This window comes from Desulfuromonas thiophila (genome assembly GCF_900101955.1).
GTDB lineage: Bacteria > Desulfobacterota > Desulfuromonadia > Desulfuromonadales > Desulfuromonadaceae > Pseudodesulfuromonas > Pseudodesulfuromonas thiophila.
This window is the reverse complement of sequence record NZ_FNAQ01000001.1, coordinates 287070-313032: the sequence shown is the minus strand read 5'-3', so window position 1 is coordinate 313032 and position 25963 is coordinate 287070. Positions and strand designations below refer to the sequence as shown.

Genomic DNA, 25963 nt, shown 5'->3' with positions numbered 1-25963 from the left:
GCTGGTGATTTCACCGGCAACGCCACCCTCAAGATGATTGCTGGCTACGAAGGCATTTTCTGCGGCCTGTCCGCTATCTACACCGGCCTGGCTCAAGTCATGAACGAGGTCTTCGGCCGTCAGGTCGCTCCGCTGGGCGCCGTTGTCCAAAAGTAACCAAACCGTCAGCAGCAGGCCCCCGGTCACAGGTGTAACCGGGGGCTTTTTTATGAAAGGTCGCGCCATGGGCCAACCTTCCGATCCCGCCAACCGCCCCAGCCGCACCACCACCGTGGTTAAACCCTTCCGGGTCAACTGGCCTGACACCAGCCTGTTGCAACAGGTATTACGCGCGCCACTGCCTTCACGTGAACGGCCCGCCAGTCCGCTGGCTCTGCCCGATAACGCCACCGCCTGCCTGCTGACCGACCACACCGCCAATCCGGCCCCCCTGGGTCTGCTCGGCTTCGGCATGACCACCCTGCTGCTCGGCCTGCATCACGCCGGATTCTTCCCCCTTGATGCCATGCTGCTGGCCATGGGCATTTTCTGTGGCGGCCTCGGCCAGATCCTCGTTGGTGTCATGGAATGGAACCGCAACAACTGCTTCGGCGCCACCGCTTTCACCTCCTATGGCCTGTTCTGGCTCAGTCTGGTCGCGCTGATCCTGTTACCCGCAACCGGTCTGATCACCGCTTCCTCTCCCTTCGCCATGGGCTTCTACCTGAGCATCTGGGGACTGTTCAGCGCCGTGCTGTTTCTGGCCAGTTTCCGCCTCAGTCGTGCCCTGCAGCTGGTGTTCGGTTCGTTGATGCTGCTGTTCTTCCTGCTGGCCGCCGCTGATTTCAGCGGCAACGCAAGCCTCGAACGGATCGCCGGTTACGAAGGCATCTGTTGTGGCCTGTCTGCCCTCTACGCCGGCCTGGGCCAGATGCTCAACGAGGTTTTCTGCGCCAGCCTGGTACCGCTGGGTCTGTATCGGGAACCGTTTTCGCGCCGCCGCTGAACAGTTTCGCAGCGCTGCAAAAACATCGGCGAGCCGATTCCTGCGGCCTCCGACACGATTTCAGCCTGTTTGGCCACGCGGTTTTTGCAGCAACGCAAAAAGTCGGGCCAAACAGCGTTAGAAAAGAAAGGCCCTGACAAACAAAATAAAGTCTTGTATTTCGATAACTTAAGATAAAAACAACGGCACTTGCAGAAAATGGCACGCCCTCTGCTAAAAGCAATCAACAACTGTTCGACTGATACCGGGCCCCTTGCCCGGCTCGAAACAAACGGCAGCCGGAGGCAACCCAGCACCGCCGAACCGATTGACCATACGCCCGAACCTCAACCCAAAGGAAGCAAAGGAGAAGCAACCATGGCTAACGAACTGCAGAACCTGACCCTCAAGGACACCACCGCCAACCCCGCGCCGCTGGGCCTGCTCGGCTTCGGCATGACCACCGTGCTGCTCAACCTGCACAATGCCGGCTTCTTTCCCCTTGATGCCATGATCCTGGGCATGGGGGTCTTCTACGGCGGCCTCGGCCAGATCATCGTCGGCATCATGGAGTGGAAGAAGAACAACACCTTCGGCGCCACGGCCTTCACCTCCTACGGCCTGTTCTGGCTCACCCTGGTCGCCCTGATCCTGCTGCCCAAAACCGGCGTCGTTTCCGCATCCTCGCCCTTTGCCATGGGCTTCTATCTCACCATCTGGGGCCTGTTTTCGGCCGTGCTGTTCATCGGCACCTTCCGTCTCAGCCGCGCCCTGCAGGTGGTGTTCGGTTCGCTGGTACTGCTGTTCTTCCTGCTGGCCGCTGGTGATTTCACCGGCAACGCCACCCTCAAGATGATTGCTGGCTACGAAGGCATTTTCTGCGGCCTGTCCGCTATCTACACCGGCCTGGCTCAGGTCATGAACGAGGTCTTCGGCCGCGAAGTCGCACCCTTAGGCGTTATCAAATAACCATACCCATACCCAACCAAACCACATAACGCCGCGAAAAGAGCCGCCTGCCCGGGCGGCTCTTTTTTTATCAAATGACCGTGAGTGACGCCGCAAGAGCTGGCGGCAGCGGTGTTTTTTTCATGACAGAGGCGCGTCTTCGTGCTTTAATCGTTCGCCTTTTCTTTTCACGCGACCTTTGAGGAGTTTCCGTCTATGTACAGCTGTTCCGACCTGAAAAAAGGCCTCAAGCTCATGATCGATGGCGAACCCCACGTCATCGTCCAGTTCGACTTCACCAAACCGGGCAAGGGCCAGGCACTTTACAAATGCAAGATGCGCAACATGATCACCGGCTCGCTGTTCGACCGCACCTACCGCAGCGGTGAGAGCTTCGAACCGGCCCCGCTGGAAGAGCGTGACATGCAGTACCTCTACCAGGACGAAACCGGCTATGTCTTCATGGACAACAAGAGTTTCGAGCAGGTATCGCTCGGCGCCGACACCCTCGGCGACGACAAATACTTTCTAGTCGACAACATGGAGGTAAAGATCCTCATGTTCGGCGATCTGGCCATCGGCATCACCCTGCCCAATTTCGTCAACCTGCGCGTCACCCAGTCCGACCCCTGGGTCAAGGGCGACACGGCCGCCGGCAACAACAAACCGGCCACCGTCGAAACCGGCTACACCCTGCAGGTGCCGTCCTTTGTCGAGCAAGGGGTTCTGATCCAGATCGACACCCGCACCGGGGAGTACGTCACCCGCGTCAAGGAGTGAGCGTGACCGCCTCCCTCACCCGCCTGGCCAGGCGTCAGGGCCGGCTGCACCAACGCGCCCGGATTCTCCAGCAGATCCGGGCGTTTTTCATCACCGGCGACTTTCTTGAGGTGCAAACACCGCAACGCATTCCGGTCAACGCGCCGGAACTGCACATCGATGCCGTCGCCAGTGCCGGCCACTACCTGCAGACCTCACCCGAACTGTGCATGAAGCGCCTGCTGGCGGCCGGTTATCCGCGCCTGTTTCAGCTCTGCCAATGCTGGCGCAGCGGCGAACGCGGCCGCCGCCATCTGCCCGAATTCAGCCTGCTCGAATGGTACCGGCGCGATGCCGACTACCACCAGCTGATGACCGACTGCGAAGCCCTGTTGCGCCAACTGGTACCCGGCGGAATACTGCACTGGCAGGGGCACAGCATCCGGCTGGATCAGCCCTTTGAGCGCCTGAGCCTGGCCACCGCCTTTGAGCGCCATGCCGACCGCTCTTTGCAGCAGGCCCTGGCACACGACCGCTTTGACGAATGCTACAGCGACCAGGTGGAGCCGCAATTAGGCCTCGACCGGCCCTGCCTGCTGTACGACTACCCCGCCAGCATGGCGGCGCTGGCGCGGCGGCGACCCGACAAACCCGCCCTGGCCGAGCGCTTCGAGCTCTACCTCGCCGGCATGGAACTGGCCAACGGCTTCAGCGAACTGACCGACCCGGTCGAGCAGCGCCAGCGCTTCGAAGCCGAGGAACAGCAGCGCCGCGCCGCAGGTAAACCCGCCTGCCCCCTGCCGGAACCCTTTCTTGCCGATCTCGCCGCCCTGCCCACCGCCGCCGGCATCGCCCTCGGCCTCGACCGGCTGGTAATGCTGCTGACCGACGCCAGCGACATCGCCGAGGTCGTCGCCTTCACGCCGGAAGAGCTGTAACCAGACTTATTTCGGCTACTTAGCCGCACATGCCGCTTTTTCAGCAACGATGTTTATCTGTTTTGTCGCCGAAGGCTTATTATCTAAAGAATTAGAATATGGTTATTCACTTGCCGATTTTATAGCTCCAAACAACCGCACCCATCAGCTACGCAGGGCATAGCGGTATCCTTTAGGATAGCGCCTCATGCAACGTCATATCTCAATCTCAACTGGTAGCCCAAAAAATTTGACATGGCTTTGAAACCGAACAGTTATGACCTTCTCTGTCTCCCATCGAGGCGCAAGCATCATCCCCCTGTCCGGAATTTCACAATAAGGCGGCATCTCCTTATATAATGTATTCATGATTGCCGCCTCAAGCCTCTCCAGTAATCGCGGAACCGTTCCAACATCGGCCACAAAAACTCGAAAAGCAGCAAGTTGACGACGAGCGGAAACCACCAGATCACTGCGACGCTCCTCGTAATCCCTGCGCTTTTCTGGCGTCCAGCCCCATCCATGCCATATCTCTTTCCGTATACCGCTACTCATAGCAGACATCTCTAAAATCGTGTAATCTCCTGCCAAATATTTCCGGGTATGCTCACGGAACCGAGTTGGGAAGGGGCGTCGGGTGATTCCAGCAGCATAGATGATGTAGCCATCCCTATATTCGGCAGTCAACAGGTAGATCCCAGGATGTTTCGGAATCGCAGACAACCCGACATCTGTCTCGAATCCTGGCCACGCATAGGGTCCAGCCCAATAAGCTTCTATAAAATCAACCATTTCAATCAAAAGTATCCCCTATTGAAAAATATTTATCGACAAAAATGGATTCTACATACTGCGACCTAGAACTGATATCGTTGTCATCCAGATTAAACAACCCATCGGCGCACGACCAACTAACGTTAGCATCATCACATCAACTGTGCAATTGTTGAAATTTATAGCTATCGGCAGTACGCACGAACCGCAACAGTGCTGACCTGCGCCAATGCACAGGTGTGGGCCGCTCAAACCTCTGCGAATTTTTGCGCGCCTGACGCTGTTGTGGAAGGGTGGCTTTGGCTAGACTCTCACCATCGACCGGCGCCGTGGCAGTCGCCGGAAGACTCCTTTCTTCCTTCCCTTTGTTGTGTTGCTTCAACGAAAAAGCCCGGCGGGACGCCTCCCCCGCCGGGCTTTTTCATGTTGAGCTGCCGCAGCGCCGCTACGGCAACAGGTTCCGCTCCGACCGCCGCAGGCGGAAGCCCTGCACCAGCCCGCGCAGTTGCTGGGCCTGGCTGTTGAGCTCCTCGCTGGCGGCGGCGCTTTCCTCGGCCTGGGCGGTGTTTTGCTGCGTCACCCGGTCAATCTGATTGATGCCTTCGGTGATCTGGGAGATGCCCTGCGCCTGTTCACGGCTGGCGCTGGCGATTTCCGCCACCAGATCGGCAACCTGGCCGATGCCCTGGCCAATGGTCTCCAGCGCGGTCTGGGTTTCGCCGGCGATGGTGCTGCCGGCGACAGTCTGGCGCACGGCGCCCTCGATCAGTTCGGCCGTTTCCTGTGCCGCCTTGGCACTGCGCGCCGCCAGATTGCGCACCTCCTCGGCCACCACGGCAAAGCCTTTGCCGTGCTGACCGGCGCGGGCGGCCTCGACGGCTGCGTTGAGCGCCAGCAGGTTGGTCTGGAAGGCAATCTCATCGATGACCTTGATGATACGCGAGATGTTCTGGCTGGTCTGACTGATGTCAGTCATGGCCGCCATCATGCGTTGCATCTGCTGGTTGCCACTGCCGGCGGCCTGACGGGCCTGCTGGCTGAGATGGTTGGCCTGCTCGGCATGGTCAGCGTTGTGGCGCGTCTGCGCCGCCAGCTGGGTCATGGAGGCGCTGATCTGCTCGACAGAACTGGCCGACTCGGTGGCGCCCTGCGACAGTGACTGGCTCGAATCGGCAATCTGCTCGCTGCTGGCGGCAATCTGCTCGCTGGCAGCCCAAATGCGCTGGATGACCGCGTCGAGGGCACTGTTGGCCTGGGCCAGAGGCTGGCGGATCAACCCGCTGGCGTCGAAGGTCAGATCGCCGGCCGCCAGCTTTTCAAAGGCCTGCAGCACCTCGTCGCGCAGGTTGTCGGCGAAACAGTTGAGGGCACGGGCCAGCTCTCCCAGTTCATCGCGGCGCTCAAGGCACAGACGTTCGTCGAGATTGCCGGCTTCCAGCGCTGCCAGCATGGCGATGCTCTGCTGGATGGGGGTGCAGAAGCGGCTGGCCAGCAGATAGCCCAGTAGCAGAGCAACCAGGGTGGCCAGCAGGGCAATGATGCCGATCCAGCGGATCAGCCCGGCCAGGGCGCCCTCCACCTGGGTGAAGAAGTTGACAAAATCGTCTTCGTAATAGCTGCCAACGATGACCCAGTCCCAGGGCGCGAAATAACTAATGGCGGCACCCTTCATGCGCGGCGCGCTTTCACCGGCGTTCTGCCACGGATAGCGCTCGAAGGCCAGCGGGACCTGGCCGTCCGCGCCAACCGCGGGCAGCGCCAGGGCCTTCTCGACAATGGCCTGAATGAACAGGCGGCCGTCGCTGTCCTTGGCCGGCCACAGATCCTTGCCATCATTGGCACCGCCGGGCGAAACAATGTAGTGACCGCGCTGGTCGCCCTGGCCGCCCAGCACATAGACATAACCGCTGTTACCGATACGGGTCTTGAGGATGCCGCGGCGCAGACTGGTGACGTTCTCCTGTTTTTCGCCGTAGTAGAGGATGCCGATCACTTCCTTGTGATCGGCGTCCCACAGGGGCTGATAGGCCGTGACGTACCAGGCGTTGACGACAAAGGCACGGCCCTTGAAGGTTTCACCACGCAAAACGGTTTCAATCACCTTGTTGCGGCTGCCGTCCGGGTTGGTGTGGGGGATGAAGGTGCCAATGGCACGCTGGCCATCGAGTTTTTTGACATTGGTGGCCACCCGCAGCATGTCGCCGGCGGCGTTCATGCGCTGGAACAGGGTGCAGGTGCCATCCACCAGCGCCGCCACCTCATCAACCAGTGGCGTCGGCTGCTCGAAGGAGCTGTTCTGCCCCAGCCACTGGTCGCCCAGCCACAGCTGCGGCAACTCGATCTCCTGCGCCTGCTGGCTGAACTGGTTGACAGCCTTCCAGCGCACCGGCGTGGCCACCAGATGGACTCCGCCGGCATCCCCCACCAGCCGCTCGGCCACCCGCAGATGGTTGACCACCGTCTGCTCGACGGATTCGCGCATGGCTTCGCACATGCGATAGACCGCCTGGGCCGCCTGGCCGGCCTGATCGGTGATGAGCTGGTTGACCTGGCCATCGATGGTCGTTTTCACCTGGCGGTTCTGGTACAGCGCCACCGCCACAATGGACAGGGCCGTCAGCACCAGAATCAGGCCGATAGCCAGGGTCAGTTTAGCTCTGAGCCGCATAAAATCTCCTTCTTAAAAAGACGCCATAACATTTTACACAGACAAGCGACAGTCTACCCCGGCAAACCGGCACCGCAACCAAAAAACAGCCTGTAGAGCCCACGGGCGGGCGACCAAAATCAATCATTGCTCCGCAATGATTGATTTTGTGAGCAAGACGGAAATCGCATTTTCGGCTTGCGTCGTTGAAAAAGCCCCGGATGGGACTTTTTTAACATCCTGTTAGTCCACCAGGTCCGGATAAGGCACCAACGCCCCCGTCGGACTGCGCAGCAGCGCCGCCGGGCCAGGGGACACCAGGGCATCGGGTTCCAGCGGCATCTTGCCCAGACCGCCGGGCAGATCGACCACAAAGCGCGGCAGGGCCAGCCCCGGCAGTTCGCGCCGCAACGCCTCGATCAGGGCGATACCCCGCGCCAGAGAGGTGCGGAAGTGCGCCGTGCCGGCCGTCAGATCCATCTGGTGCAGGTAATAGGGCCGCACATGCCAGCAGGTTAGCTGGTAACAAAGCTCGGCCAGGGTGGCAACCTCGTCGTTGATGCCACGCAGCAGAACGGTCTGGTTGAGCAGCGACAACCCGGCAGCACGCAAATCGGCGCAGGCCTGACGGGGCCCGGCGGTCAGTTCCGCCGGATGATTGAAATGGGTCAACAGATAGAGCGGCTGGCGTTCGTTGTGGCGCGCCAGCAAATTGCACAGCCGCGGGGTGATGCGCTCAGGCAGCGTCAGCGGCGCGCGGCTGCCGATACGCACCAGCCGCACCTGCGGCATGGCCGCCAGGCGCTGCAGAATCTGGCCCAGCAGCGCATCGCTCATCACCAGCGGATCACCTCCGGAGAGAATCACTTCACGAATGGCCGGCGTGGCGGCGATATGATCAAGAGCGCGCTCGATTTCACCAAAGGAGATACCGCGCGTGCGTCCGACCCGCCGTTTGCGGGTGCAGAAGCGACAGTAGGCGAAACAGCTGTCGGCCACCAGCAACAAGGCCCGGTTGGCATAGCGGTGCACCAGCTGCGGCACCGCCGCCAGCGACTCCTCCGCCAGAGGATCATCGGGTTGACCGGCGGCGTCGAGCTCGGCCAGCTGCGGCACGAACTGTGCCGTCAGGGGGTTGCCGGCAGTGGCAAGCCGTGCCAGCAGCGGCGCGCTCAGGCGCAGCGGATAGCGCTCCACCACCGCCGCCAGCGGCGCCGTATCCAACGGCAGATACTGCGCCAGGGTCGCCAGATCACGACAGGCGCGACGATTGAGCTGTTGCCAGGGTTCCATGCTTCCTTTCCAGCCTGCCGCCTCGCACGGGAAAAATACGCCCGCAGCCGGCAGACATGCTATAGTTCTGTCTTTTACCGCGCCTGTCGCGCGCCCGTTGCCAAGGAGAGCCCGTCATGATCGACACCACGTTTTTCGCCGTCACCATCATTGGCCGCGACCGGCCCGGCATTGTCGCCGACACCGCCCGCGTCCTCTACGAGCTGGGCTGCAACGTCGCCGATTCCAGCAGCACCATCCTCGGTGGCCAGTTCGCCATGATCCTGATCGTCTCCCACCCACAGCTGCGCGAGCGCGAAGTGCTGCTGCAGGCCTTCAGCGCCCTGGAACAGCAGGGCCTGTCGGTCTTCGTCCGCACCCTCCGCCCCGGTGGCGAAACCCGACCGGAGCTACCGGGCGAGCTGTGCATGATCTCGGTCTACGGCAGCGACAAGGCCGGCATCGTCTACCGTGTGGCCCAGCTGCTCAGTGATCTGGCCGTGAACATTGTCGACCTCAACACCAAACTGGTCGGCAGCGCCCAACGGCCGGTTTATGTGATGATGTGCGAATCGGTGTTGCCGGAAAACCTGACCATCGAAACCCTGCGCGAACGGCTTGAACCGCTGCGGCGCGAGCTGCAGGTCGACATCTCGGTGCGCAACATCACCCCGGTGGAGCTGTAGGCATGGCCGTCCGCGAAGTTCTGGTTTACCCCGATGAACGGCTCAAGCAGCGCTGCCATGTGGCTGATCCCGCCAGCGCCACCACCCGTGCATTGGTCACCGACCTGCTCGACACCATGTACGCCGCCGGCCACTCGGTCGGCATCGCCGCACCGCAGATCGGCGCCGACCTGCGCGTGGCGGTGGTCGATGTGTCACACAGCAAGCTGGGCCAGAAGCACAACCATGGCCAGCTGGTGCTGATCAATCCGGAAATCCTCGAACGCAGTGGCAGCAAGACCATGCGCGAAGGCTGCATGAGCGTGCCTGACTACACCGGCAACGTCGAACGAGCCAAGGAGATTGTCGTCCAGTTCCTTGATGGTGAAGGCCGCGATCAGGTCATTCGCTGTAAAGGTTTCGAGGCCGTGGCCATCCAGCATGAACTCGACCACCTCGACGGTCTACTGTTCCTCGACCGGGTGTCGAACCCGCGCACCGACGTGTTCAAGCGCAAATAAGGTCCTGCCGCAAACCGGACAGGCTTCAGCAGCCCTGCTGCAGATAGTCGAGCAGCAGGCGCACGCCAAAACCCGTCGCGCCGACAGGCTGCCCCGGCCGGCCCTTTTCCTCCCAGGCCGTCCCGGCGATGTCCAGATGGGCCCAGGCCGGCGTTGCGGCAAAATGGCCGAGAAAGGCCGCCGCCGTGATGGTGCCAGCCGGTCGGCCGCCGCTATTTTTCAGGTCGGCCACCGTGCTTTTGATCTGCTCGTTGTATTCCGCCAGCAGCGGCAATGGCCACAGCCGTTCGCCACTGCGCTCGCCGGCCTGGCGCAGGGCCGCGAGCAGGGTCTCGTCTCGGCCGAGCAGAGCGGCGGCCTGATGCCCCAAAGCGATGATGCAGGCGCCGGTCAGGGTGGCGATGTCGATGATCGCCCGTGGCTGCAGGCGACTGGCGAAGGTCAGGGCATCGGCCAGGATCAGCCGGCCCTCGGCGTCGGTATTGACCACCTCGATGGTCTGACCGGACAGCGACCGGACAATGTCACCCGGTCGCTGGGCGCTGCCCGACGGCATGTTCTCGACCGCTGGAATCACCGCCACCAGGTTGACCGGCAGCTGCAACCGCGCTGCCGTGATCAGGGTCGCCAGCGCCACGGCGCCGCCGGCCATGTCCATCTTCATCTGCTCCATGTTTTCGCTGGGCTTGAGCGAAATGCCGCCGCTGTCGAAGGTGACGGCCTTGCCCACCAGCGCCAATGGTGCCGTCTCGGCATTGCCGCCGCGATACTCTAGCACGATCAGGCACGGCGGCTGCGCGCTGCCCTGGGCAACCGCCAGCAGGGCGCCGCAGCCCTGGCGACGCAACTCCTGCGGGCCGTAAACCATCGCCCGCACACCGGCGGTCTGACGGGCCAGTTGCCAGGCCTGCTCGGCCAGATACTGCGGTGTCTTGACGTTGCCCGGTTCGTTGACCAGATCACGCGCCAGCGTCACGCCCTGCGCCACCAACAGCCGCTGGCGCAGCAGCGCCGCGCAGTCAGCCTGCCGCGCCGGCGGCACCACCAGGGTCAGGCGCGGCACGGCTCCGGCGGCCGCCGCCGGCTGGCGATAGCGCTCAAACCGGTAGCCCTCCAGCAGAAAACCGTCGAGCAGCGCCGCAATCAAGGCCTCATCGGTAACCGCCGTGCCATCCCACCAGCACTCCCCCAGCCGGCGACTGCGCTCCAATGCCGCGGCTTCAGCCCCCAGCCGGCGCCAGTCAGCGGCGCAGGTGCCAGCCAGCCCCAGCAGCAGCTGGCCGCCCGCACCCTCCGGGGCCGGCAACACAAAACCCTCTCCGGCCTCAGCCCGGAACAGTCCGGCCGCCGCCAGCGGCGCCAAAGCCGGCCCGGTCGCGACTCTCGACCAGTCCTCAGCGGTCAGGGGCAGCAGCTGCCAGCCTGCTGACGGCATGTCACAACGTATCTCAACCCGATCCATCATGGTCATTCTCCTGTAGGTTTTCTCGGTCGGTTGTCACCAACCTGTTATCTGTTGCAAAATCATCAACCTTCGCCGGCAGCGATGGAGTGAAAGCAGCGGACTGCATTGCAAAGCCCGGCAGTACTGCTATCTTAGAGACTATCGCCCCTTGAGCCCCGCATCTGGAAAACCGCCTCCATGCTGACACGCCGTTCCCTCTATCTGCGTAAACGACTGACCATTTTTTTCATGGTCAGCATCCTCGCCATTGGCGCCGTGGTCTCGGCCACGGCGTTGGCGGCCTTCTACGGCATCTTCAAGCAGTCACTGCATGCCAACCTGACCCAGCAGCTGGCCAATAAACAGCTGGCCGTGGACAATTATCTGCGGCGGCTGGCCGATCTGCTGATCCAGTTCGGCACCCGCAGCGAAATCCGCCTTCAACTGCAGCGCTATCTGGCGGGCAGCACCAACCTGGAAGACCTGCGCCGGCACAGCACTCCGCGCCTGGCCGATGCCCTGGCACCGCTCGACGAAGCTCGCGGCCTGCTGCGACTGACCCGTGACGGCAAGGAGGTTGCCCGCATTGGCATCGTTCTAGGGCCGGCCCACTGGCCCATTGATCCGGCCCACCGGGCCCCGCCAAGCGATTTCGGCCCTTACGGCGTGCTGTTTTCCGAGCCCCTCAACATCGACGGCCGCCATTTTCTGGTAGCCGTCAGTGCCGTGCGGCAGGACGAGGAGGTGCTGGGCTACGACCTGCTGTTCTTCGCGCCTGACAAGCTGCGTGCCCTGCTGCAGAGGCAGGAAAGCCCCGACAGCGGCCGGGTCTTTCTGTTCCGCAAGCAGGCCGACACTCCCCTGCTGCTGAGCACGCGGCAGCTGCAGGACGACCCGGTCACGCGCGATCTGTACCAGAACGTGCTGCTGGCCCTGCCACAGCTGCAGGAGGATCAAGGCATTCAGGCGTTTCCGGCCTTCAAAAGCGCGCCGGCTTCGACCCTGGCCTACAGCCGCCTGCCCGGCGGCAACTGGCACATCGCCATTCTGCTCGACAACGCCGAACTGCACCGCAAGCTGTTGCGGCGCCTGTTGCCGGTGGCCCTGGTCATTCTGGGTCTGTCGGTTCTGGGAGGCGTGCTATTCTATGTTCTGCTGCGCCCCCTGACCCGCCAGGTGCTGATCCACGCCAGCGATCTGGAGCAGATCAACAGCCAGTTGGAACAGGAGGTCCGCGAACGGCGCCAGGTCGAAGCCGAGTTGCTCACCAGTGAGCAGGAATGGGCCAGCACCTTCGAATCCATCGACGACGCCATCAGCCTGCTCGATCCACAGGGCCAGATCCGCAAGCAGAACCGCGCCGCCCGCCGGCTGCGCAACAGCTATGGCGCGGTGCAGAAACACCGGCCGGAACGGCGCAACCTGCTGCCGGTCAGCGGCCATCCGTCACCACTGCTGCAGCAGGTACTCGACCATCACGAGGGCGCGGAAGAGGTTTATCACGACGAGGTGACCGACTCGTTCTTCCGCGTCAACATCACGCCGATTATTCACGACGACAAACTGATCGGCGCGGTCCAGCTGGTGCAGAACATCACCGAGGAACGCCAGCTGGAAAAAATGAAAAGCGAGATGATCTCTGCCGTAAGCCACGAAATCCGCACGCCACTGACAGCGATTCTCGGCTTTGTCGAATTCATGCTCGAAAACGAAACCAGCCCGGAACAACAGCACAATTACCTGCAGATCATTCAGAAGGAGATGAACCGGCTCAACGAGCTGATGAACGATTTTCTCGACCTGCAGCGGCTGCAGTCCTCTCTGCAGGCCTACCATTTCGCACCGACAGACGTGCTTGAACTGCTGCGTGAAACCGTCGCCCTGTTCAGCATGGTGTCCGACCGTCACCGCATCGTCACCGCCCTGCCACAGCAGCTGCCAACCCTTGTTGCCGACGGCAAGCGTCTGCAGCAGGTGTTCAAAAACATTCTGTCCAACGCCGTCAAGTATTCACCCGCCGGTGGCACCATCACCGTCAGCGCCCGCGGCAGCGACCAATCGTTGTTCGTCTGGGTTCAGGACGAGGGCATCGGCATTCCAGCCCAGGATCAGCAAAAAATCTTCAACCGTTTCTACCGCGTCAACGACGGTGACCGGCGCATCCCCGGCGGGCTGGGGCTGGGGCTGGCGCTGGTGGACGAGATCGTCAAGGCGCACCGCGGCCGCATCTGGGTGGAAAGCACTCTGGAAAAAGGCAGCACCTTCTTCGTTGAACTGCCCCTGCGGCCGGCCGCGCCGGGCTCCGAACCCACCTCCGTCTAACAGTGCTCACGGGTCTTGTGGAACCGCACCTGCGGCCACTGTTCCACCGTATGCTGCAAGCGCCACTCGCTGGAGGCCAGAAAGGCCAGGTTGCCCTCGGCATCGCGCGCCAGACTGGCGCGATTCTTTTTTTCGAACTCCGCCGCCATCTTTCTGTCGTCACAGCCGATCCAGCGGGCTGTGGCGTAGTCAACCCCTTCGTACACCGCATCGACGCCGTATTCATCCCGCAACCGGGCGGTAATCACATCAAACTGCAGCACACCAACGGCACCGAGAATATAGTCGCTACTGGCCAGCGGCCGGAACAGCTGCACGGCACCCTCCTCGGCCAGCTGGGTCAGGCCCTTGTCGAGCTGCTTGGCCTTGAGCGGATTCTTCAGCCGCACGCGGCGAAAGTGTTCCGGCGCGAAGCTGGGAATGCCGACAAACTTGAGTTCTTCCTTCAGGCTGAAGGTGTCGCCGATCTTGATGGTGCCGTGGTTGTGAATGCCGATGATATCGCCGGCATAGGCCTCCTCCACATGGCTGCGGTCCTGCGCCATGAAAATGGTGGCGTTGGGCACATTGATATCCTTACCGATGCGGTGATGGCGCAGGCGCATGCCGCGCTCGAAACGGCCTGAACAGATGCGCAGAAAGGCGATGCGGTCGCGGTGAGCCGGATCCATGTTGGCCTGGATTTTGAACACAAAACCGCTGAAATCGGCCTCGTAGGGCGACACCTCCCGCGTCGTGGTCTGGCGCGGCTGTGGTGGCGGCGCCAGTTCAACAAAGGCATCAAGCAGCTCGCGCACCCCGAAGTTGTTGATGGCGCTGCCGAAAAACACCGGGGTCTGGTTGCCCTTGAGATATTCGGCCAGATCGAAAGGGTTGGCGGCGCCTTCAAGCAGGGCAATATCGTCGCGCAGCTCGTCGGCCTGCGCCCCAAGGCGGGCATCGAGACGGCCATCGTCGAGGTCGTCGATCAGCTCGGCCTGACGAACCCGCTCGCTGTCCTGGGCGGAAAACAGCTGCAGATTTTTGCTGTAAAGATTATAGGTGCCGCGAAACCGCTTGCCCATGCCAATGGGCCAGGACAGGGGGGCACACTCCACCTGCAGACTGTCCTCGATATCGGCCAGCAGATCAAGCGGCGCCAAGCCCTCGCGGTCAAGCTTGTTGATGAAGGTGATAATGGGGGTGTTGCGCATGCGGCAGACCTCCATCAGCTTGCGCGTCTGGGTTTCAACCCCCTTGGCGCTGTCAATCACCATGATGGCACTGTCCACCGCTGTCAGCACCCGGTAGGTGTCCTCGGAAAAATCCTGGTGGCCGGGCGTATCGAGCAGGTTGATCTCGAAATCGCGGTAGTTGAATTTCATCACCGACGAGGTAACAGAAATGCCACGTTCCTGTTCCATTGCCATCCAATCGCTGGTAGCATGGCGATTGGCCTTGCGCGCCTTGACGGCACCGGCCAGCTGGATGGCGCCACCGAACAACAGCAGCTTTTCGGTCAGGGTGGTCTTGCCGGCATCGGGATGGCTGATGATGCCGAAGGTGCGCCGTTTGTCGACTTCATTCTGGTAGAACTTCTGCATACTCATGAGATTCCTGGCGATTCTTGGGAGCGGCCCGGCGGGACAGCCCAGCAAATGACGTCTCTGCAGACGCCGGCCGATAATGCAAGGCGGCAAAATAACGTACCTACCGCCGAGGGTCAACCGTTCCCTCCGTCCGGCAGGCGGGCCGCCGGCTTCAGATCATCACCGTGCTCGTGTTCATCCCTTCAGCAAAGGACCCTGCCATGCTCAAATCCCTCAACCTCGGCAAGAAACTACTGCTATCGTTCATCTGTCTGCTGGCTTTGACTCTGTTCATCGGCTGGATCGGCGAACGCGGCATGCTGCAAATCCAGCACAGTGCCGACAACGCTGACGCCATGAACCGCATCGCCGCTCATTTCGACCGCGCCCGTCTGGCCCAGCTGCGTTATGCGGCCAGCGGCGAAGAACGAGAGTTCGACCTAACCCACAGTGAGGTTGCCGAGCTGCGCAAGGGTGCCGAACAACTCGAGCACAATCTCGCCGACCCGGCCCTGCGCCAGCTGGTCGAACAGATTACCCGCCAGGCCCAGAGTTACGATCAGGCTTTTGACGACTTCAGCAGCAACAGCCGCGTACGCGAAGAAGCCATGAGCCAGATGAAGGAGGTTTCCAATGCCACCTTCTCCCGCACCAAGGAGCTGCAGTCCCTGCTGGAAGAACTGCTCAGTGATACCATCGCCAGCCAGACCGACATAGACGATGCCGACGAGTTCGAAGAGCTTCTGACAGATCGCATCGAACGGCTCAACGCGATACAAAACGTCAACCTGCTGTTTCTCAACGCCCGCAAGTTCGAGAAGGAGCACATCGCCTCCTTCGACGACAACTTTGCCGACCGTGTCAGAAAAAGCATCCTGACCATGCGCCAGCTGGCTGAATCGGTCAGTGAGGATCTCGATAACGATGAGGTCGACCAACTGGTCGAGGACACCCTGGCCGGCATAGATGCCTACAGCGCCAGCTTTGAAAATCATGCGACCGCCATGACACGGCAACAGCAGCTCAGTGCGACCATGAACGACAGCGCCGCAGCGGCCCGAGCCGCCTGCAGCCAGGCTCTTGAGCAGATCCAGCGGGCCAGCGCCGCCAGCATCGCCGGCGCCCAGCGCCTGCTGCTGGGGATCTGCCTGCTATCAGTCATCATCGGTCTGCTGTTTGCGCTGCGCATCGCCCGCAGCATTGCCGCGCCCGTCCGGCGGGTCGTCGCCATGCTCAACGATATTGCCGCCGGTCATCTCGATCAGCGGCTGAAGCTGGACCGAGGCGACGAGATCGGCGAGTTGGCCCGCACCATGGATCGTTTCGCCGACAGCCTGCAGCAGGAGGTCGTCACCCCTCTGGGGCAGCTGGCCCAGGGCGACCTGACCTTCCGGGTCCAGCCGCAGGACGAGCGCGACGCCCTGCGCAATGCCCTCAAACAGCTGGGCGAAGATCTCAACAACATCATGCTGGAGATTCAGTTGGCCGGCCAGCAGATCGACAGCGGCTCCAGCCAGGTGGCCGATTCGAGCCAGGCACTGTCCCAGGGCGCCACCGAACAGGCCAGTTCACTGGAACAGATCAGCAGCTCGCTGCAACAGCTCTCCAGCCAGACCCAGCAGAACGCCGAAGCCGCCAAGAGTGCTCGCCAGCTGACCGAGCAGGTGCAGCAGGACGCCAGTGCCGGCAGCGCCCAGATGGATCAGCTCAACCGCGCCATGGCCGATATCAGCGAAGCCAGCAGCAACATTTCACGCATCATCAAGGTGATCGACGAAATCGCCTTCCAGACCAACCTGCTGGCCCTCAATGCTGCCGTCGAAGCCGCCCGCGCCGGCCAGCATGGCAAAGGCTTCGCCGTGGTGGCCGAAGAGGTCCGCAATCTGGCGGCGCGCAGCGCCAAGGCCGCCAGCGAAACCACCGAACTGATTGAAGGTTCCGTCAACAAGGCCCAGGCCGGGGCCAACATTGCCCGCGAGACGGTGCAGTCCCTTGAAAAAATCGTCAACGGTGTCGCCAAGGCGTCCCAACTGGTCACGGAAATTTCCCATGCCAGCACCGAACAGGCCGACGGCATCGCCCAGATCAGTATCGGCGTCAGCCAGATTGACGATGTCACCCAGCAAAACACCTCCTGCGCCGAGCAGACAGCGGCAGCAGCCGTCGAACTGCGCAGTCAGGCCGACAGCCTGCAGCAACTGCTCAGCCGTTTCCGGCTGGCCAGCCATGGCCAGACCGGTCCAGCAAGCGGCACCACACCCGTGCCACGCCAGAAACAGCTGGCCGGGGTAGCCGGCTGGCCGGCGCAGGGCAGCACAGCCGACGCGGACGGCCTGTTCCTGGCCTGACCTTTGTCACCCGCCTCAAGACAGCACAACGCCGGTCCTCGGATTTCGAGAGCCGGCGTTGTGCTTTGTGCATCGTTGTGCCTGATTCACACCTGCGGCCCAGCTTCAGCCGCCGATAGCGTCAAGCCAGCTGCTGCAGCAGCTCCTCCGCCACCCGGGCGCCATTGGCGACACAGTCGTTCAGACCGATCCCGTCATAGGCATTGCCGGTCAGATACAACCCGGTCAGGGGCTGTAGTAACTGGCGCAAGCGCTGCAACCGGTCGGCATGCCCCACCAGATACTGCGGAATGGCCCGCTCATGGCGGAACACCCGGATAAAGGGCGGCGGCGTGGCAATGCCGAGAATACGGCGCAGGTCGGCCCGCACCAGCGCCTGGACCTGTTCATCGCTGAAATCAAGCACATCGGGACGGGTGGCGCCACCCATCATCGATCGCAGCAGCACCTGGCCCTGGGGCGCGCGCCCGGCAAAGATGCTCGAATCCCACAGGGTACCGAGCACCGAACAACCCTCCTGTTTGGGAATCAGATAACCAAAACCATTAAGATCCTGGGCAATCTGCCGCTGTTCATAGCCGCAGCACACCACCTGCAACGGTGCGTAGGGAATGGCGCGCAGTTCCTCGGCCGCCTGCGGCGCCAGTCCTTCGAGCAGGTCCGCCGCGGCATAGGCCGGCGTGGCGCAAACCAGCGCCTCCGCTGCCAGCTGCCGGCCATCGGCCAGCGCCAGCTGGTAGGCGCCGGGCATCCCCTCAATGCGGCGCACCGCCACGCCACTGATCACCGCCTCGCCCAGCTGCTGGCGCAGAGTCTCGGTCAGCTCGGCAATACCACCGGCGAAGGAGGTCAGCACGCCGCCGGGGCCAGCGGCGCTGGCCACGGCCTTGCCAGCCTTGCGCTCGGCGCGCTTATGCCGCGCCAGACAAACCATCGCCCTGAGCAACCCGCCATACTGCCGCTCCAGCTGCACGATGCGCGGAAAGCAGCTTGCGACACTCATGGTTTCGGCATCCCCGGCAAAAATGCCCCCGGCCATGGGCGCGATCAGTTTGTCCAGCGCCTCGGCGCCCAGCCGGCGCCGACCAAAGGCGCCCAGGGTTTCGTCGGCACCATCGCGCTTGGCCGGCACCAGCGCCTCGCCTACCAGACGCAGCTTGCCGGGCCAACTGAGCAGTTGCGACCGCAGAAACATCGGACCGTTTTCCGGCAGCCGGTGCAACCGGTTACCGCTGAAGATAAAACGCTTGCGGGCATTATCGTTCGAACGCAGCAGACGATCCTCAATCCCCAGCTGGCGGCACAACTCCAGGGTCGCCGGTTTATTGTCAAGAAAGCCGTTCGGGCCCCATTCGCAGAGAAAACCGTCTTCCTGCCGGCTCCAGATCTTGCCGCCGCAGCGCGGTTCCTTTTCCACCAGCAACAGCTGTATCGCCCGCCCCTGTCGCGCCGCCAGCTGCTGCAGCTGCCAGGCCGTCACCAGCCCGGAAATTCCGCCACCGATCACCACTATTCGCGTCATATTTTTCCTTTTCTTCTGTTGAGTGCCACTGCCGGCGCGGCCCTTGACGGACATCGGCCCCGGCCCTATAGTGCAACCGGACTATCCACCGACGACCGGCGCGCGGGCGCCACCAGCAGCAGGAGCCTGTTTCATGGCCAAGGATTATTACGCCAGCCTCGGCGTTGCCAAAACCGCTTCGGCGGACGAGATCAAGAAAGCCTACCGCAAACTGGCGGTCAAATACCACCCGGACAAGAATCCGGGCAACAAGCAGGCCGAGGAACGCTTCAAGGAGATTTCCGAAGCTTACGCCGTTCTGAGCGATGCGGACAAACGGCGCCAGTACGATCAGGTCGGTGACAACGTCTTTCACCAACAGTTCAGCCGTGAAGATATCTTCCAGGGCACCAACTTTAACGATATCTTCCGTGAGTTTGGCTTGGGCGGCATGGGTGACGACCTGTTCGGCCAAGCCGGCCGCGGCGGCCGGCGCAGCAACGTGTTCCATCAGCCCCCCCGGTCTGTGCGCGGCAAGGATTATCTGATGAAGCTGAATCTGCCGCTGCGTCTGGCCCTGCGCGGCGGCGAACGCAGCCTGCATCTGCGTCACGAAGGGCGCGATGAGCAACTGCAGGTGCGCATTCCGGCCGGCATCGCCAGCGGCCAGAAGCTGCGCATCGCCGGCAAGGGTGGGCCAGCACCGGCAGGTGGCGAAGCCGGCGATCTGCTGCTGGAAATCCTGGTGGACAGTGATCCGCTGCTGACCCGCAAGGGCAACGATCTGCACCAGCGCCTGACCGTCTCCTTCAGCACGGCCTGCCTGGGCGGCAGCGCCAAGGTCGACACCCTTGACGGTGAAAAACGCATCAAAATCCCGGCGGGCACGGCCAGCGGCAGCAAGATCCGGCTGAAGGGGCACGGGGTTCCAGCGCATGGCCGCCACGAGGCCGGCGATCTCTACGTCACCATTGAGGTGCAGGTGCCAACCAGCCTGAGTCCGTCGCAGAAAAAACTGCTCGAAGCCCTGCGCGATAACGATCTGTAGGCGTGACTTGAGCGCCACGGTTTCGTGCCAGGCCTGTCAGCTGGCCGGTATTGCACTGCAACTGCAACGCAAGGCGGTACGCAACCTGAATCTGCGGGTGCTGCCACCCGATGGTCAGGTGCGTCTGAGCGTGCCGCTGCGCCTGCCGCTGGCCGTGGCGGAAGCCTTTGTCGCCCGCAAGCGTGACTGGATTCTGCACCAGCAGCAGCGCCTGCGGCAACAGTCGCAGCCGCCGGCCGACCTGGGCGACCCGGCGCTGCTGTGGCACTGGGGGATTGCCCACCAACTGCAACGCTCGGCCAGCAGCGCGCTGCCGTTGGGCCTGCCCCATGCCTGTCCGCCACAGAGCGCGGAACACAGCGCCCTGCCGCAGCTACGGCTGCCGACGACCTGGGATCTGGCGCAACTGCAACGCTGGCAGGCGGAACAGGTCCGGCAGGCCCTGCAGCCCCTGCTGCAGCCTTGGCAGCAGCGCCTGCAGGTGCAGCTGCGCCAATTCAGCATCCGCACCATGCGCAGCCGCTGGGGCAGCTGTACCCCGGCACGCGCCAGTATCCGGCTCAACAGCGCTCTGGCCGGCTACCCGCCAGTCTGCCTGGAATACGTCCTGGTACATGAACTGACCCACCTGCTCGAACCCTCCCACAACGCCCGCTTCTGTGCCCTGCTCGATCAGTTCCTGCCCGATTGGCGCTCCTGCCGCGCACTGTTGCGCCAGCCACGCCCGCTTCCGCGTCTGACACCGCCCGCCTGATCGGATGCCCGTTCGGTGTCAGACCGCTGCGGAGACGGCCCGACGGACCAGCGCCGCCAGGGCCGCAATGAAAGACGGCCGGTCGTTCAGCGCCGGCACCCGGCCAAACCAGGGCACGCCACAGGCCTCGGCCAGTTCGCGAAACTCACCGTCAATCTCTTCCAGGGTTTCGATGTGATCGGACACAAAGGCCACCGGCACCACCAGCAGCGGCCGACCGGCGGCACCGGCGGCGCGGATCAGTTCGCGGCTGTCCGGCGCCATCCAGCGTACCGGTCCGCTGCGGCTCTGATAACCGATCTGGTGCTCGCAGGAATCCAGCCGCGCCATCACCCCGGCCACCGTCTGCTCGATGTGGCGCTGGTAGGGGTCGCCACGCTCAATGAATTTCTGCGGCAGGGCGTGCGCTGAGAACAGCAGCTGCAGCTGGTTGCGCTGGGCGGCCGGCACCTGTGCCAGCCCCTCGCGCACGCAGTCAGCCAAAGCGTCGAGATAGGCCGGCCAATCGTGCCAGTCTTCAATATAGCGACAGCGCAGCGCCGGATGGTGTGCTGCCACCGCCTGTTTGAAATCCTTGATGCTGCTGCCGGTGGTCGCGCCGGTGTAGTGGGGATAGAGCGAAACAACAACGGCTTCGTCGATCCCTTGCTGGCGAATGGCCTGCACCACCTCGGCGGCGCGCGGCGCCCAGTAACGCATGGCCACGAACGGCAGCCAGTCTCCACCCAGCAACGTCGCGGTTTCTTCCGCCTGCCGTTGCGTCCAATGCAGCAGCGGCGATTTGCCGCCGATCCGGCGATAATTCTCCCGCACGCTTTTTGCGCGAAAATGAGAAATCAACCGGGCAAAGGGTTTCTGCAGCAACGCCCCCAACGGCAGCTGGATCAGGTCACGGTCGGAAAACAGGTTGCAGAGAAAGGGTTCGACGGCCTCAAGGGAATCCGGCCCGCCCATATTGAGCAGCACCAGGGCTTTTTTCGGTTCAGACACAGGGAACCTCCTGGAACGGGCTGTTAATATCAAGATCGCCTGAGTTTACCACAGGACTCGACCATAAAAAAAGCCGACCTGAGCAAACTCAGGTCGGCATATATTTCAACCGTCAGAAAACCCTCTCCCGGTGCGCCTGTTTCGATGGGGTTGAGCACTGTTTCAGCCCCGGCATAGGCGGAACCTTCGCCCATAGCCCGTTCGAACCAACCACTGTCAACGTTGTCGTTGCGTTGATAGCCCATCATATAGCCGTAGAACCAGGCCAGGCTGGAGCGCCAGCTGCTTCTGCAGTACCGGCCGGGCCCCAGCGGGCATCCACCATGTGGTTGACGTTGGGATAGGCGTCAAAGTCCTACTCGGGATGGACACCAACGGACACCGGCCGCTCGGAGCGGTTCTGCCGCCAGCCATCGGTGCTGCCGGGCACACCTTCTTCCGCCAAATAGGAGGCGTCTTCGACGTAGTCGGTGCTCCAACCTTCCCAGCCATCAGAGTAGTTGCGCACGTTACTGATCCCCATCAGGTGGGCATAGAGATAACTGATACTGGAGCGGTAACCGCTGCCACAGTAAAAGATGACATCTTTGCTGAATGTGGTGTCCGTGGCTTTTTCGATGCCGACACCGTTCCACATGGTTTCCACTTCGGTGTAGCTGCGGAAGGTGCCGTCATCGTCCAGGTAATAGCGATCCGGGTTGTCGGCATGGAAGGCATAAACGGCACCGGGGATACGCCCCTTGTTGACCACGTAGCTGTAGCCGCTTACTTCACCGGCATATTCTTCATACATGCGCACGTCGGCGACCAGGGTGTTTTCATCGTCATAAACCCCGGCCACATAATCCGTCGTGGCGACCACCTCGGGCAGCGTGCTACCGCTGTAGGTGGTGGCAACGGGGTAATTGGTGGTGGTTTCACCGTCGTAGCCGGCTGCGGTCCAGGCGTCATAACCGCCGTTAAGCAGGCGCACATCATCCACCCCGGCATAGAGCAGAATCCACCACAGGCGGGCGGCAAAGATCGGGCTGTTGCTGTAAACAATGACCGTCGTGTCTTCGGTGATGCCCATGCTGCCAACGGCGGCTTTCAGCTCATCATCGGGCAGCATGAACCAGCGCGGATAGCCGTTTTCATAGACATCGGAGTTAGAGTGGATCGCTCCCGGAATATGGCCGGAAAGATAGGAGGTGTCAGCCCAGCCGTTGGCCATATCGTCAAAGCTGCCCCACTGGGTTTCAAAAATCAGGTATTTATGATCGCGATCATAGTTGTAGTTGGCCGGAGCCGCACTGGAACTGCCGCTGGCGTGATAATCCATCACCGCATTGACCCAGCCCGGATAGACCAGATCGGCATAATTGGTCAGTGCTTCCATGGGATAGGTAGTGATATCGGCCTGTGCCGCCCAGTCCCAGATCGATGCGTCATAGTTGGCCACATTCTCATAACCCATCAGCCGGGCAAGGAAATAGGCGAAGCCGCTGCGAATGCCGGCGGTACAGTAGGCAACCACCTGCTTGTCGGCAGTAATGCCGCGCTCTTCGAAATAGCTTTTCATGGTGGCATAAGGCACCAGGGTGTGATCGGCGCCATAGGACCACTCATAGGGCAGATGCACCGCGCCGGTGATATGCCCGCCGCGTGCTTCACCATACAGCTGCCAACCGATGAACTCTTCGTCGGTACGGGTGTCGATGAGAACAAAGTCGCTGTCACCCAGGCGGGAAGCGATGGTAGCTTTATCGGTGACAACCGCTGTGTTGACCGAGGCGGTAAACGTGGTGGCTTCCAGGGTCGTCGCGGCTAATTGCGTTGTCCGGCCGTCGGCGCTCCATTTGTCCCAGCCGCCATCAAGCAGATGAACATCCGAGCAGCCGAGGTATTCCAGCGCCCAGAACACCCGCCCGGCCGAACCCCAGGAGGTGATGGTGTCGTCATAAAGCACGATCTTGGCGTCAGCCACCAGCCCTTTGCCACCCAGCAGCGTTTCCAGCTCTGTGACGGATTTAAGATTGAGGCTGTCATCGGCCAGCTCGGCATGAGCCATGTGAATGGCGCCGGGAATGTGGCCGGCGACATAGGCGTCGGCGGAACGGGTATCGATGACGATCAGGCTGCCGGTGGTCGCTGCAGTCGCGGTGCTGCTGGACAGCAGGGTTTCAAGTTCATCGGCCGACACCAGCAAATCGGCATTGGGATACGGCGTAGTGTCGGTCGTTTCATCGCCATCGGTGGTATCACCGTCATCCGTGGAGGATGTGCTGGTTTTATGGGTGACGGACTCACCGCAGCCACTGAGCATGACGGCGGACAACGCCAGCAGCATCAGCACCAGCAGGATGGATTTATGAAATCGGATCATGGTTTTTTCTTTCTACGCTGGACAGGTTAACGGATCTGATAGGTCAAAGCCAGGGTGTAGGTGGCGCCGGCGGCGGTGTCTTCACCGCTCAACGCCGGGGTGTACACGGCTTCCCAACCCCAGGCATCGTTCATGCGATAACCCACGGCCATATCCAACTTGAGCAGGTCATATTCGGTAGTCATGGTCGGATTGCCCTGGGCATCGACCAGGGCATCGCCGTTGTTGGCGCTGAGCAGGCCATCAAGTTTGACCCGTGCATACCATTGATCGGTCAAATCACTGCCCACCTCAATGAGGTAGCGGTACTCATCGCTGGAGTCCTCAAAGCGCCAGCGGTAGCCGAACTCGAAGTTGCAGTAACCGGGAAACAGATACGCCAGAGAGTGACCGAACAGGACGCGCGCCTCCACGTCGTACTGCCCGTTGCCCAGCGGCATGGAATCATTTTCATCATACAGTTCGGGAATTTTGATCAGGCCCTGGGCAGCCAGCACACCACCGGCAAACTGCACCAGGCGGTATTTCAGCCCCAGATCGACATCGCCGAAACCATAGGTCTTCATCTCGATGGTGTCGTCATCGTGTTTGATCTGTTTGTAATAAACCGAGGCGATGACCGTGGCGGCATCGGTGAGGCCATATTCGACGTAGTAGTTGAGATTGACATCGGTGAATTTACCATCATCGGCCATTTTTTTGCGGTCGCCATCGTCATCAAAATTACGGTCGGCGCAATAGTAATTACCGGACAGGCGGTTGTAGGAGTGGCCAGCCTGCTGGGTCCAGGCGCCCGCCAGGGCCTGGGAAGCACAACAGAGCAGTGACAGCAGTAGTGGCAGAAATGTTTTTCGCAACATCAGGGGGATACCTTTCTTCCGGGCTAGAGGCAACAGGAGCGCTTCACTCAGGAATGAGCAACAGAATCATTAGAGCAAGCGATATTCGCCACTTATTGCACAAGAAAAGGCAAAAACTCAAATAAGCAATATAGATATAAATAAACGTTATTATCTGATATGCCGATGATCGCGATAGGGAGGGCGCTGGCAGGCAAAAAAAGCCCCGCACATGGGCTGCGGGGCGGAAGGTCTGGTTACTTCTGGCTTAGGCGATGGACGGCCTCGACCATGAAGATGGCGTTTCCCGGCGGCACCGTCGGCAGGATGCCGTGGCCGAGGTTGAAGATAAAGCCGGGCCGGCCGCCATTTTCATCGAGGATGCGCTGTACCTCTTTTTCGATGTAGGGTTTGGGCGCGTAAAGCACTGTCGGGTCGAGGTTGCCCTGCACGGCCACGTCATTGCCGAGAATATCGCGCGCCTTGCCAAGATTGATGTGCCAGTCGAGGCCGATCACGTCGCTGCCGGCTTCCTTGACCAACTCCAGCATGGTACCGGAATTCTTGACGAAATAGATGATCGGCACGTCCTTGCGGTTGAGTCCGGCAATCAGCTTCTGGGTGTAGGGCAGCACGAACTGCTCAAAATCGTGCGGTGCCACCAGCCCACCCCAGGTGTCAAAGATCTGGATGGCCTGGGCGCCGGCGGCGATCTGCATGTTGAGGTAGCGGCAATCCATCTCGGTGATCTTTTCCATCAACGCGTGATACAGGCCCGGATCGCCGTACATCATCTGCTTGAGGGCGGCGAAATCCTTGTTGCCCTTGCCTTCGACCATATAGCAGGCCAGGGTAAAGGGCGCACCACCGAAACCGATCAGCGGCACGCGGTCCTCGAACGCTTTACGCAGGCGCTGGATGATCGCCGGCACATAGGGTACGGCCTGAGCCATGTCGGCAGGCACGATCAGTGCGTCGACATCGGCCTGGCTGCGGATCGGCTTGGCGAACACCGGACCGGGAACAAAATCGAGCTCCATGCCCATGGGCTCGATGGGGGTCAGAATATCGGAAAACAGGATGGCAGCATCAACGCCCAGAATGTCGATGGGCTGGATGGTCACTTCAGCGGCACGCTCGGGATCTTTGCACAGATCGAGGAAGGTCCCTTCACCTCGAGAGCGGACTTCGCGGTACTGGGGCAGATAGCGACCGGCCTGGCGCATCAGCCAGACGGGCACGCGGTCAACGGGCTGGCCCCAGCAGGCCTTGAGGAAGTTGTAGTCTGTCGCCATTGCACTCTTTCCTTTATTGGTT

Annotated in this window: 22 protein-coding genes; 11 read left to right on the top strand and 11 right to left on the bottom strand. The window is 61.6% G+C overall.

What is annotated here, in order from left to right:
- The 5 genes from BLR80_RS12855 to epmA all read left to right on the top strand — a co-directional run.
- On the top strand, positions 1–156 hold a 156-nt coding region (locus BLR80_RS12855; protein WP_171906272.1), incomplete at its 5' end, for an acetate uptake transporter.
- A 52-nt stretch (positions 157–208) separates the two neighbouring features.
- Positions 209–985, top strand: coding sequence for an acetate uptake transporter (locus tag BLR80_RS01365; protein ID WP_245691279.1), 777 nt, complete (start codon positions 209–211; stop codon positions 983–985).
- A gap of 357 nt (positions 986–1342) precedes the next feature.
- Complete coding sequence (locus tag BLR80_RS01360) at positions 1343–1933, top strand: acetate uptake transporter (protein ID WP_092075488.1); 591 nt, start codon at positions 1343–1345, stop codon at positions 1931–1933.
- 195 nt (positions 1934–2128) lie between these two features.
- Positions 2129–2692: an elongation factor P gene (gene efp / locus BLR80_RS01355; RefSeq protein WP_092075486.1), complete on the top strand. Its 564-nt coding sequence runs from the start codon at positions 2129–2131 to the stop codon at positions 2690–2692.
- 2 nt (positions 2693–2694) lie between these two features.
- Positions 2695–3609: an EF-P lysine aminoacylase EpmA gene (epmA, locus tag BLR80_RS01350; protein WP_092075484.1), complete on the top strand. Its 915-nt coding sequence runs from the start codon at positions 2695–2697 to the stop codon at positions 3607–3609.
- Between the two features lie 195 nt (positions 3610–3804).
- Here epmA and BLR80_RS01345 read toward each other — a convergent pair whose 3' ends face one another.
- The 3 genes from BLR80_RS01345 to BLR80_RS01335 form a co-directional block, all read right to left on the bottom strand.
- The gene (locus BLR80_RS01345; RefSeq protein ID WP_342743339.1) at positions 3805–4380 is read right to left on the bottom strand and encodes a hypothetical protein; all 576 of its coding nucleotides are present in this window, start codon (positions 4378–4380) and stop codon (positions 3805–3807) included.
- Positions 4381–4807: 427 nt separating this feature from the next.
- The gene (locus BLR80_RS01340; protein WP_092075482.1) at positions 4808–7030 is read right to left on the bottom strand and encodes a methyl-accepting chemotaxis protein; all 2223 of its coding nucleotides are present in this window, start codon (positions 7028–7030) and stop codon (positions 4808–4810) included.
- A 222-nt stretch (positions 7031–7252) separates the two neighbouring features.
- Positions 7253–8302, bottom strand: a complete 1050-nt coding sequence (locus tag BLR80_RS01335; protein WP_092075480.1) for a KamA family radical SAM protein — start codon at positions 8300–8302, stop codon at positions 7253–7255.
- A gap of 116 nt (positions 8303–8418) precedes the next feature.
- Between BLR80_RS01335 and BLR80_RS01330 the strand changes: the two genes are divergently transcribed.
- Positions 8419–8967, top strand: coding sequence for a glycine cleavage system transcriptional repressor (locus BLR80_RS01330; RefSeq protein ID WP_092075478.1), 549 nt, complete (start codon positions 8419–8421; stop codon positions 8965–8967).
- A 2-nt stretch (positions 8968–8969) separates the two neighbouring features.
- Positions 8970–9467: a peptide deformylase gene (gene def, locus BLR80_RS01325; protein ID WP_092075476.1), complete on the top strand. Its 498-nt coding sequence runs from the start codon at positions 8970–8972 to the stop codon at positions 9465–9467.
- Between the two features lie 25 nt (positions 9468–9492).
- Here def and BLR80_RS01320 read toward each other — a convergent pair whose 3' ends face one another.
- Positions 9493–10932, bottom strand: coding sequence for a leucyl aminopeptidase (locus BLR80_RS01320; RefSeq protein WP_245691277.1), 1440 nt, complete (start codon positions 10930–10932; stop codon positions 9493–9495).
- Between the two features lie 177 nt (positions 10933–11109).
- Between BLR80_RS01320 and BLR80_RS01315 the strand changes: the two genes are divergently transcribed.
- Positions 11110–13233, top strand: coding sequence for an ATP-binding protein (locus BLR80_RS01315; protein ID WP_092075472.1), 2124 nt, complete (start codon positions 11110–11112; stop codon positions 13231–13233).
- On the opposite strand, the gene BLR80_RS01310 is transcribed toward BLR80_RS01315, so the two are convergent.
- Complete coding sequence (locus BLR80_RS01310; protein ID WP_171906279.1) at positions 13230–14816, bottom strand: peptide chain release factor 3; 1587 nt, start codon at positions 14814–14816, stop codon at positions 13230–13232. The two genes, BLR80_RS01315 and BLR80_RS01310, sit on opposite strands and share 4 nt — an antisense overlap.
- A 206-nt stretch (positions 14817–15022) precedes the next feature.
- Here BLR80_RS01310 and BLR80_RS13175 point away from each other — a divergent pair, with 206 nt between their 5' ends.
- Positions 15023–17149: a methyl-accepting chemotaxis protein gene (locus BLR80_RS13175; protein WP_245691275.1), complete on the top strand. Its 2127-nt coding sequence runs from the start codon at positions 15023–15025 to the stop codon at positions 17147–17149.
- 121 nt (positions 17150–17270) lie between these two features.
- Here the strand turns inward: BLR80_RS13175 and hemG are convergent, their stop codons facing one another.
- Positions 17271–18671 carry a protoporphyrinogen oxidase gene (hemG, locus tag BLR80_RS01300; protein ID WP_092075468.1) on the bottom strand — a complete coding sequence of 467 codons (1401 nt, stop codon included), beginning with the start codon at positions 18669–18671 and terminating at the stop codon, positions 17271–17273.
- Between the two features lie 133 nt (positions 18672–18804).
- On the opposite strand from hemG, the gene BLR80_RS01295 reads away from it, so the two are divergent.
- Together BLR80_RS01295 and BLR80_RS01290 are read left to right on the top strand one after the other, a co-directional pair.
- Complete coding sequence (locus tag BLR80_RS01295; RefSeq protein ID WP_092075466.1) at positions 18805–19698, top strand: DnaJ C-terminal domain-containing protein; 894 nt, start codon at positions 18805–18807, stop codon at positions 19696–19698.
- A gap of 7 nt (positions 19699–19705) precedes the next feature.
- Positions 19706–20452, top strand: a complete 747-nt coding sequence (locus BLR80_RS01290) for a M48 family metallopeptidase (protein WP_171906271.1) — start codon at positions 19706–19708, stop codon at positions 20450–20452.
- Between the two features lie 18 nt (positions 20453–20470).
- Here the strand turns inward: BLR80_RS01290 and hemH are convergent, their stop codons facing one another.
- From hemH to hemE, 5 genes are all read right to left on the bottom strand, one after another.
- On the bottom strand, positions 20471–21442 hold the full coding sequence (gene hemH, locus BLR80_RS01285; protein WP_092075462.1) for a ferrochelatase: 972 nt from the start codon (positions 21440–21442) through the stop codon (positions 20471–20473).
- Positions 21443–21471: 29 nt separating this feature from the next.
- The gene (locus BLR80_RS01280) at positions 21472–21687 is read right to left on the bottom strand and encodes a hypothetical protein (protein ID WP_216095155.1); all 216 of its coding nucleotides are present in this window, start codon (positions 21685–21687) and stop codon (positions 21472–21474) included.
- 110 nt (positions 21688–21797) lie between these two features.
- Complete coding sequence (locus BLR80_RS01275) at positions 21798–23807, bottom strand: sulfurtransferase (protein ID WP_092075459.1); 2010 nt, start codon at positions 23805–23807, stop codon at positions 21798–21800.
- A 26-nt stretch (positions 23808–23833) separates the two neighbouring features.
- Entirely contained in the window at positions 23834–24667 is an 834-nt protein-coding gene (locus BLR80_RS01270; protein ID WP_092075457.1) for a hypothetical protein, read from the bottom strand.
- 236 nt (positions 24668–24903) lie between these two features.
- Positions 24904–25941 carry a uroporphyrinogen decarboxylase gene (hemE, locus tag BLR80_RS01265; protein WP_092075455.1) on the bottom strand — a complete coding sequence of 346 codons (1038 nt, stop codon included), beginning with the start codon at positions 25939–25941 and terminating at the stop codon, positions 24904–24906.
- Positions 25942–25963: the final 22 nt, after the last annotated feature.

Coding starts and splice junctions, on each gene's coding strand:
- BLR80_RS01365 (WP_245691279.1), top strand. CDS start 209: ATGAAAGGTCGCGCCATGGGCCAACCTTCCGATCCCGCCAACCGCCCC.
- BLR80_RS01360 (WP_092075488.1), top strand. CDS start 1,343: ATGGCTAACGAACTGCAGAACCTGACCCTCAAGGACACCACCGCCAAC.
- efp (WP_092075486.1), top strand. CDS start 2,129: ATGTACAGCTGTTCCGACCTGAAAAAAGGCCTCAAGCTCATGATCGAT.
- BLR80_RS01345 (WP_342743339.1), bottom strand. CDS start 4,380: ATGGTTGATTTTATAGAAGCTTATTGGGCTGGACCCTATGCGTGGCCA.
- BLR80_RS01340 (WP_092075482.1), bottom strand. CDS start 7,030: ATGCGGCTCAGAGCTAAACTGACCCTGGCTATCGGCCTGATTCTGGTG.
- BLR80_RS01335 (WP_092075480.1), bottom strand. CDS start 8,302: ATGGAACCCTGGCAACAGCTCAATCGTCGCGCCTGTCGTGATCTGGCG.
- BLR80_RS01330 (WP_092075478.1), top strand. CDS start 8,419: ATGATCGACACCACGTTTTTCGCCGTCACCATCATTGGCCGCGACCGG.
- def (WP_092075476.1), top strand. CDS start 8,970: ATGGCCGTCCGCGAAGTTCTGGTTTACCCCGATGAACGGCTCAAGCAG.
- BLR80_RS01320 (WP_245691277.1), bottom strand. CDS start 10,932: ATGATGGATCGGGTTGAGATACGTTGTGACATGCCGTCAGCAGGCTGG.
- BLR80_RS01315 (WP_092075472.1), top strand. CDS start 11,110: ATGCTGACACGCCGTTCCCTCTATCTGCGTAAACGACTGACCATTTTT.
- BLR80_RS01310 (WP_171906279.1), bottom strand. CDS start 14,816: ATGCAGAAGTTCTACCAGAATGAAGTCGACAAACGGCGCACCTTCGGC.
- BLR80_RS13175 (WP_245691275.1), top strand. CDS start 15,023: ATGCTCAAATCCCTCAACCTCGGCAAGAAACTACTGCTATCGTTCATC.
- hemG (WP_092075468.1), bottom strand. CDS start 18,671: ATGACGCGAATAGTGGTGATCGGTGGCGGAATTTCCGGGCTGGTGACG.
- BLR80_RS01295 (WP_092075466.1), top strand. CDS start 18,805: ATGGCCAAGGATTATTACGCCAGCCTCGGCGTTGCCAAAACCGCTTCG.
- BLR80_RS01280 (WP_216095155.1), bottom strand. CDS start 21,687: ATGGGCTATCAACGCAACGACAACGTTGACAGTGGTTGGTTCGAACGG.
- BLR80_RS01275 (WP_092075459.1), bottom strand. CDS start 23,807: ATGATCCGATTTCATAAATCCATCCTGCTGGTGCTGATGCTGCTGGCG.
- BLR80_RS01270 (WP_092075457.1), bottom strand. CDS start 24,667: ATGTTGCGAAAAACATTTCTGCCACTACTGCTGTCACTGCTCTGTTGT.
- hemE (WP_092075455.1), bottom strand. CDS start 25,941: ATGGCGACAGACTACAACTTCCTCAAGGCCTGCTGGGGCCAGCCCGTT.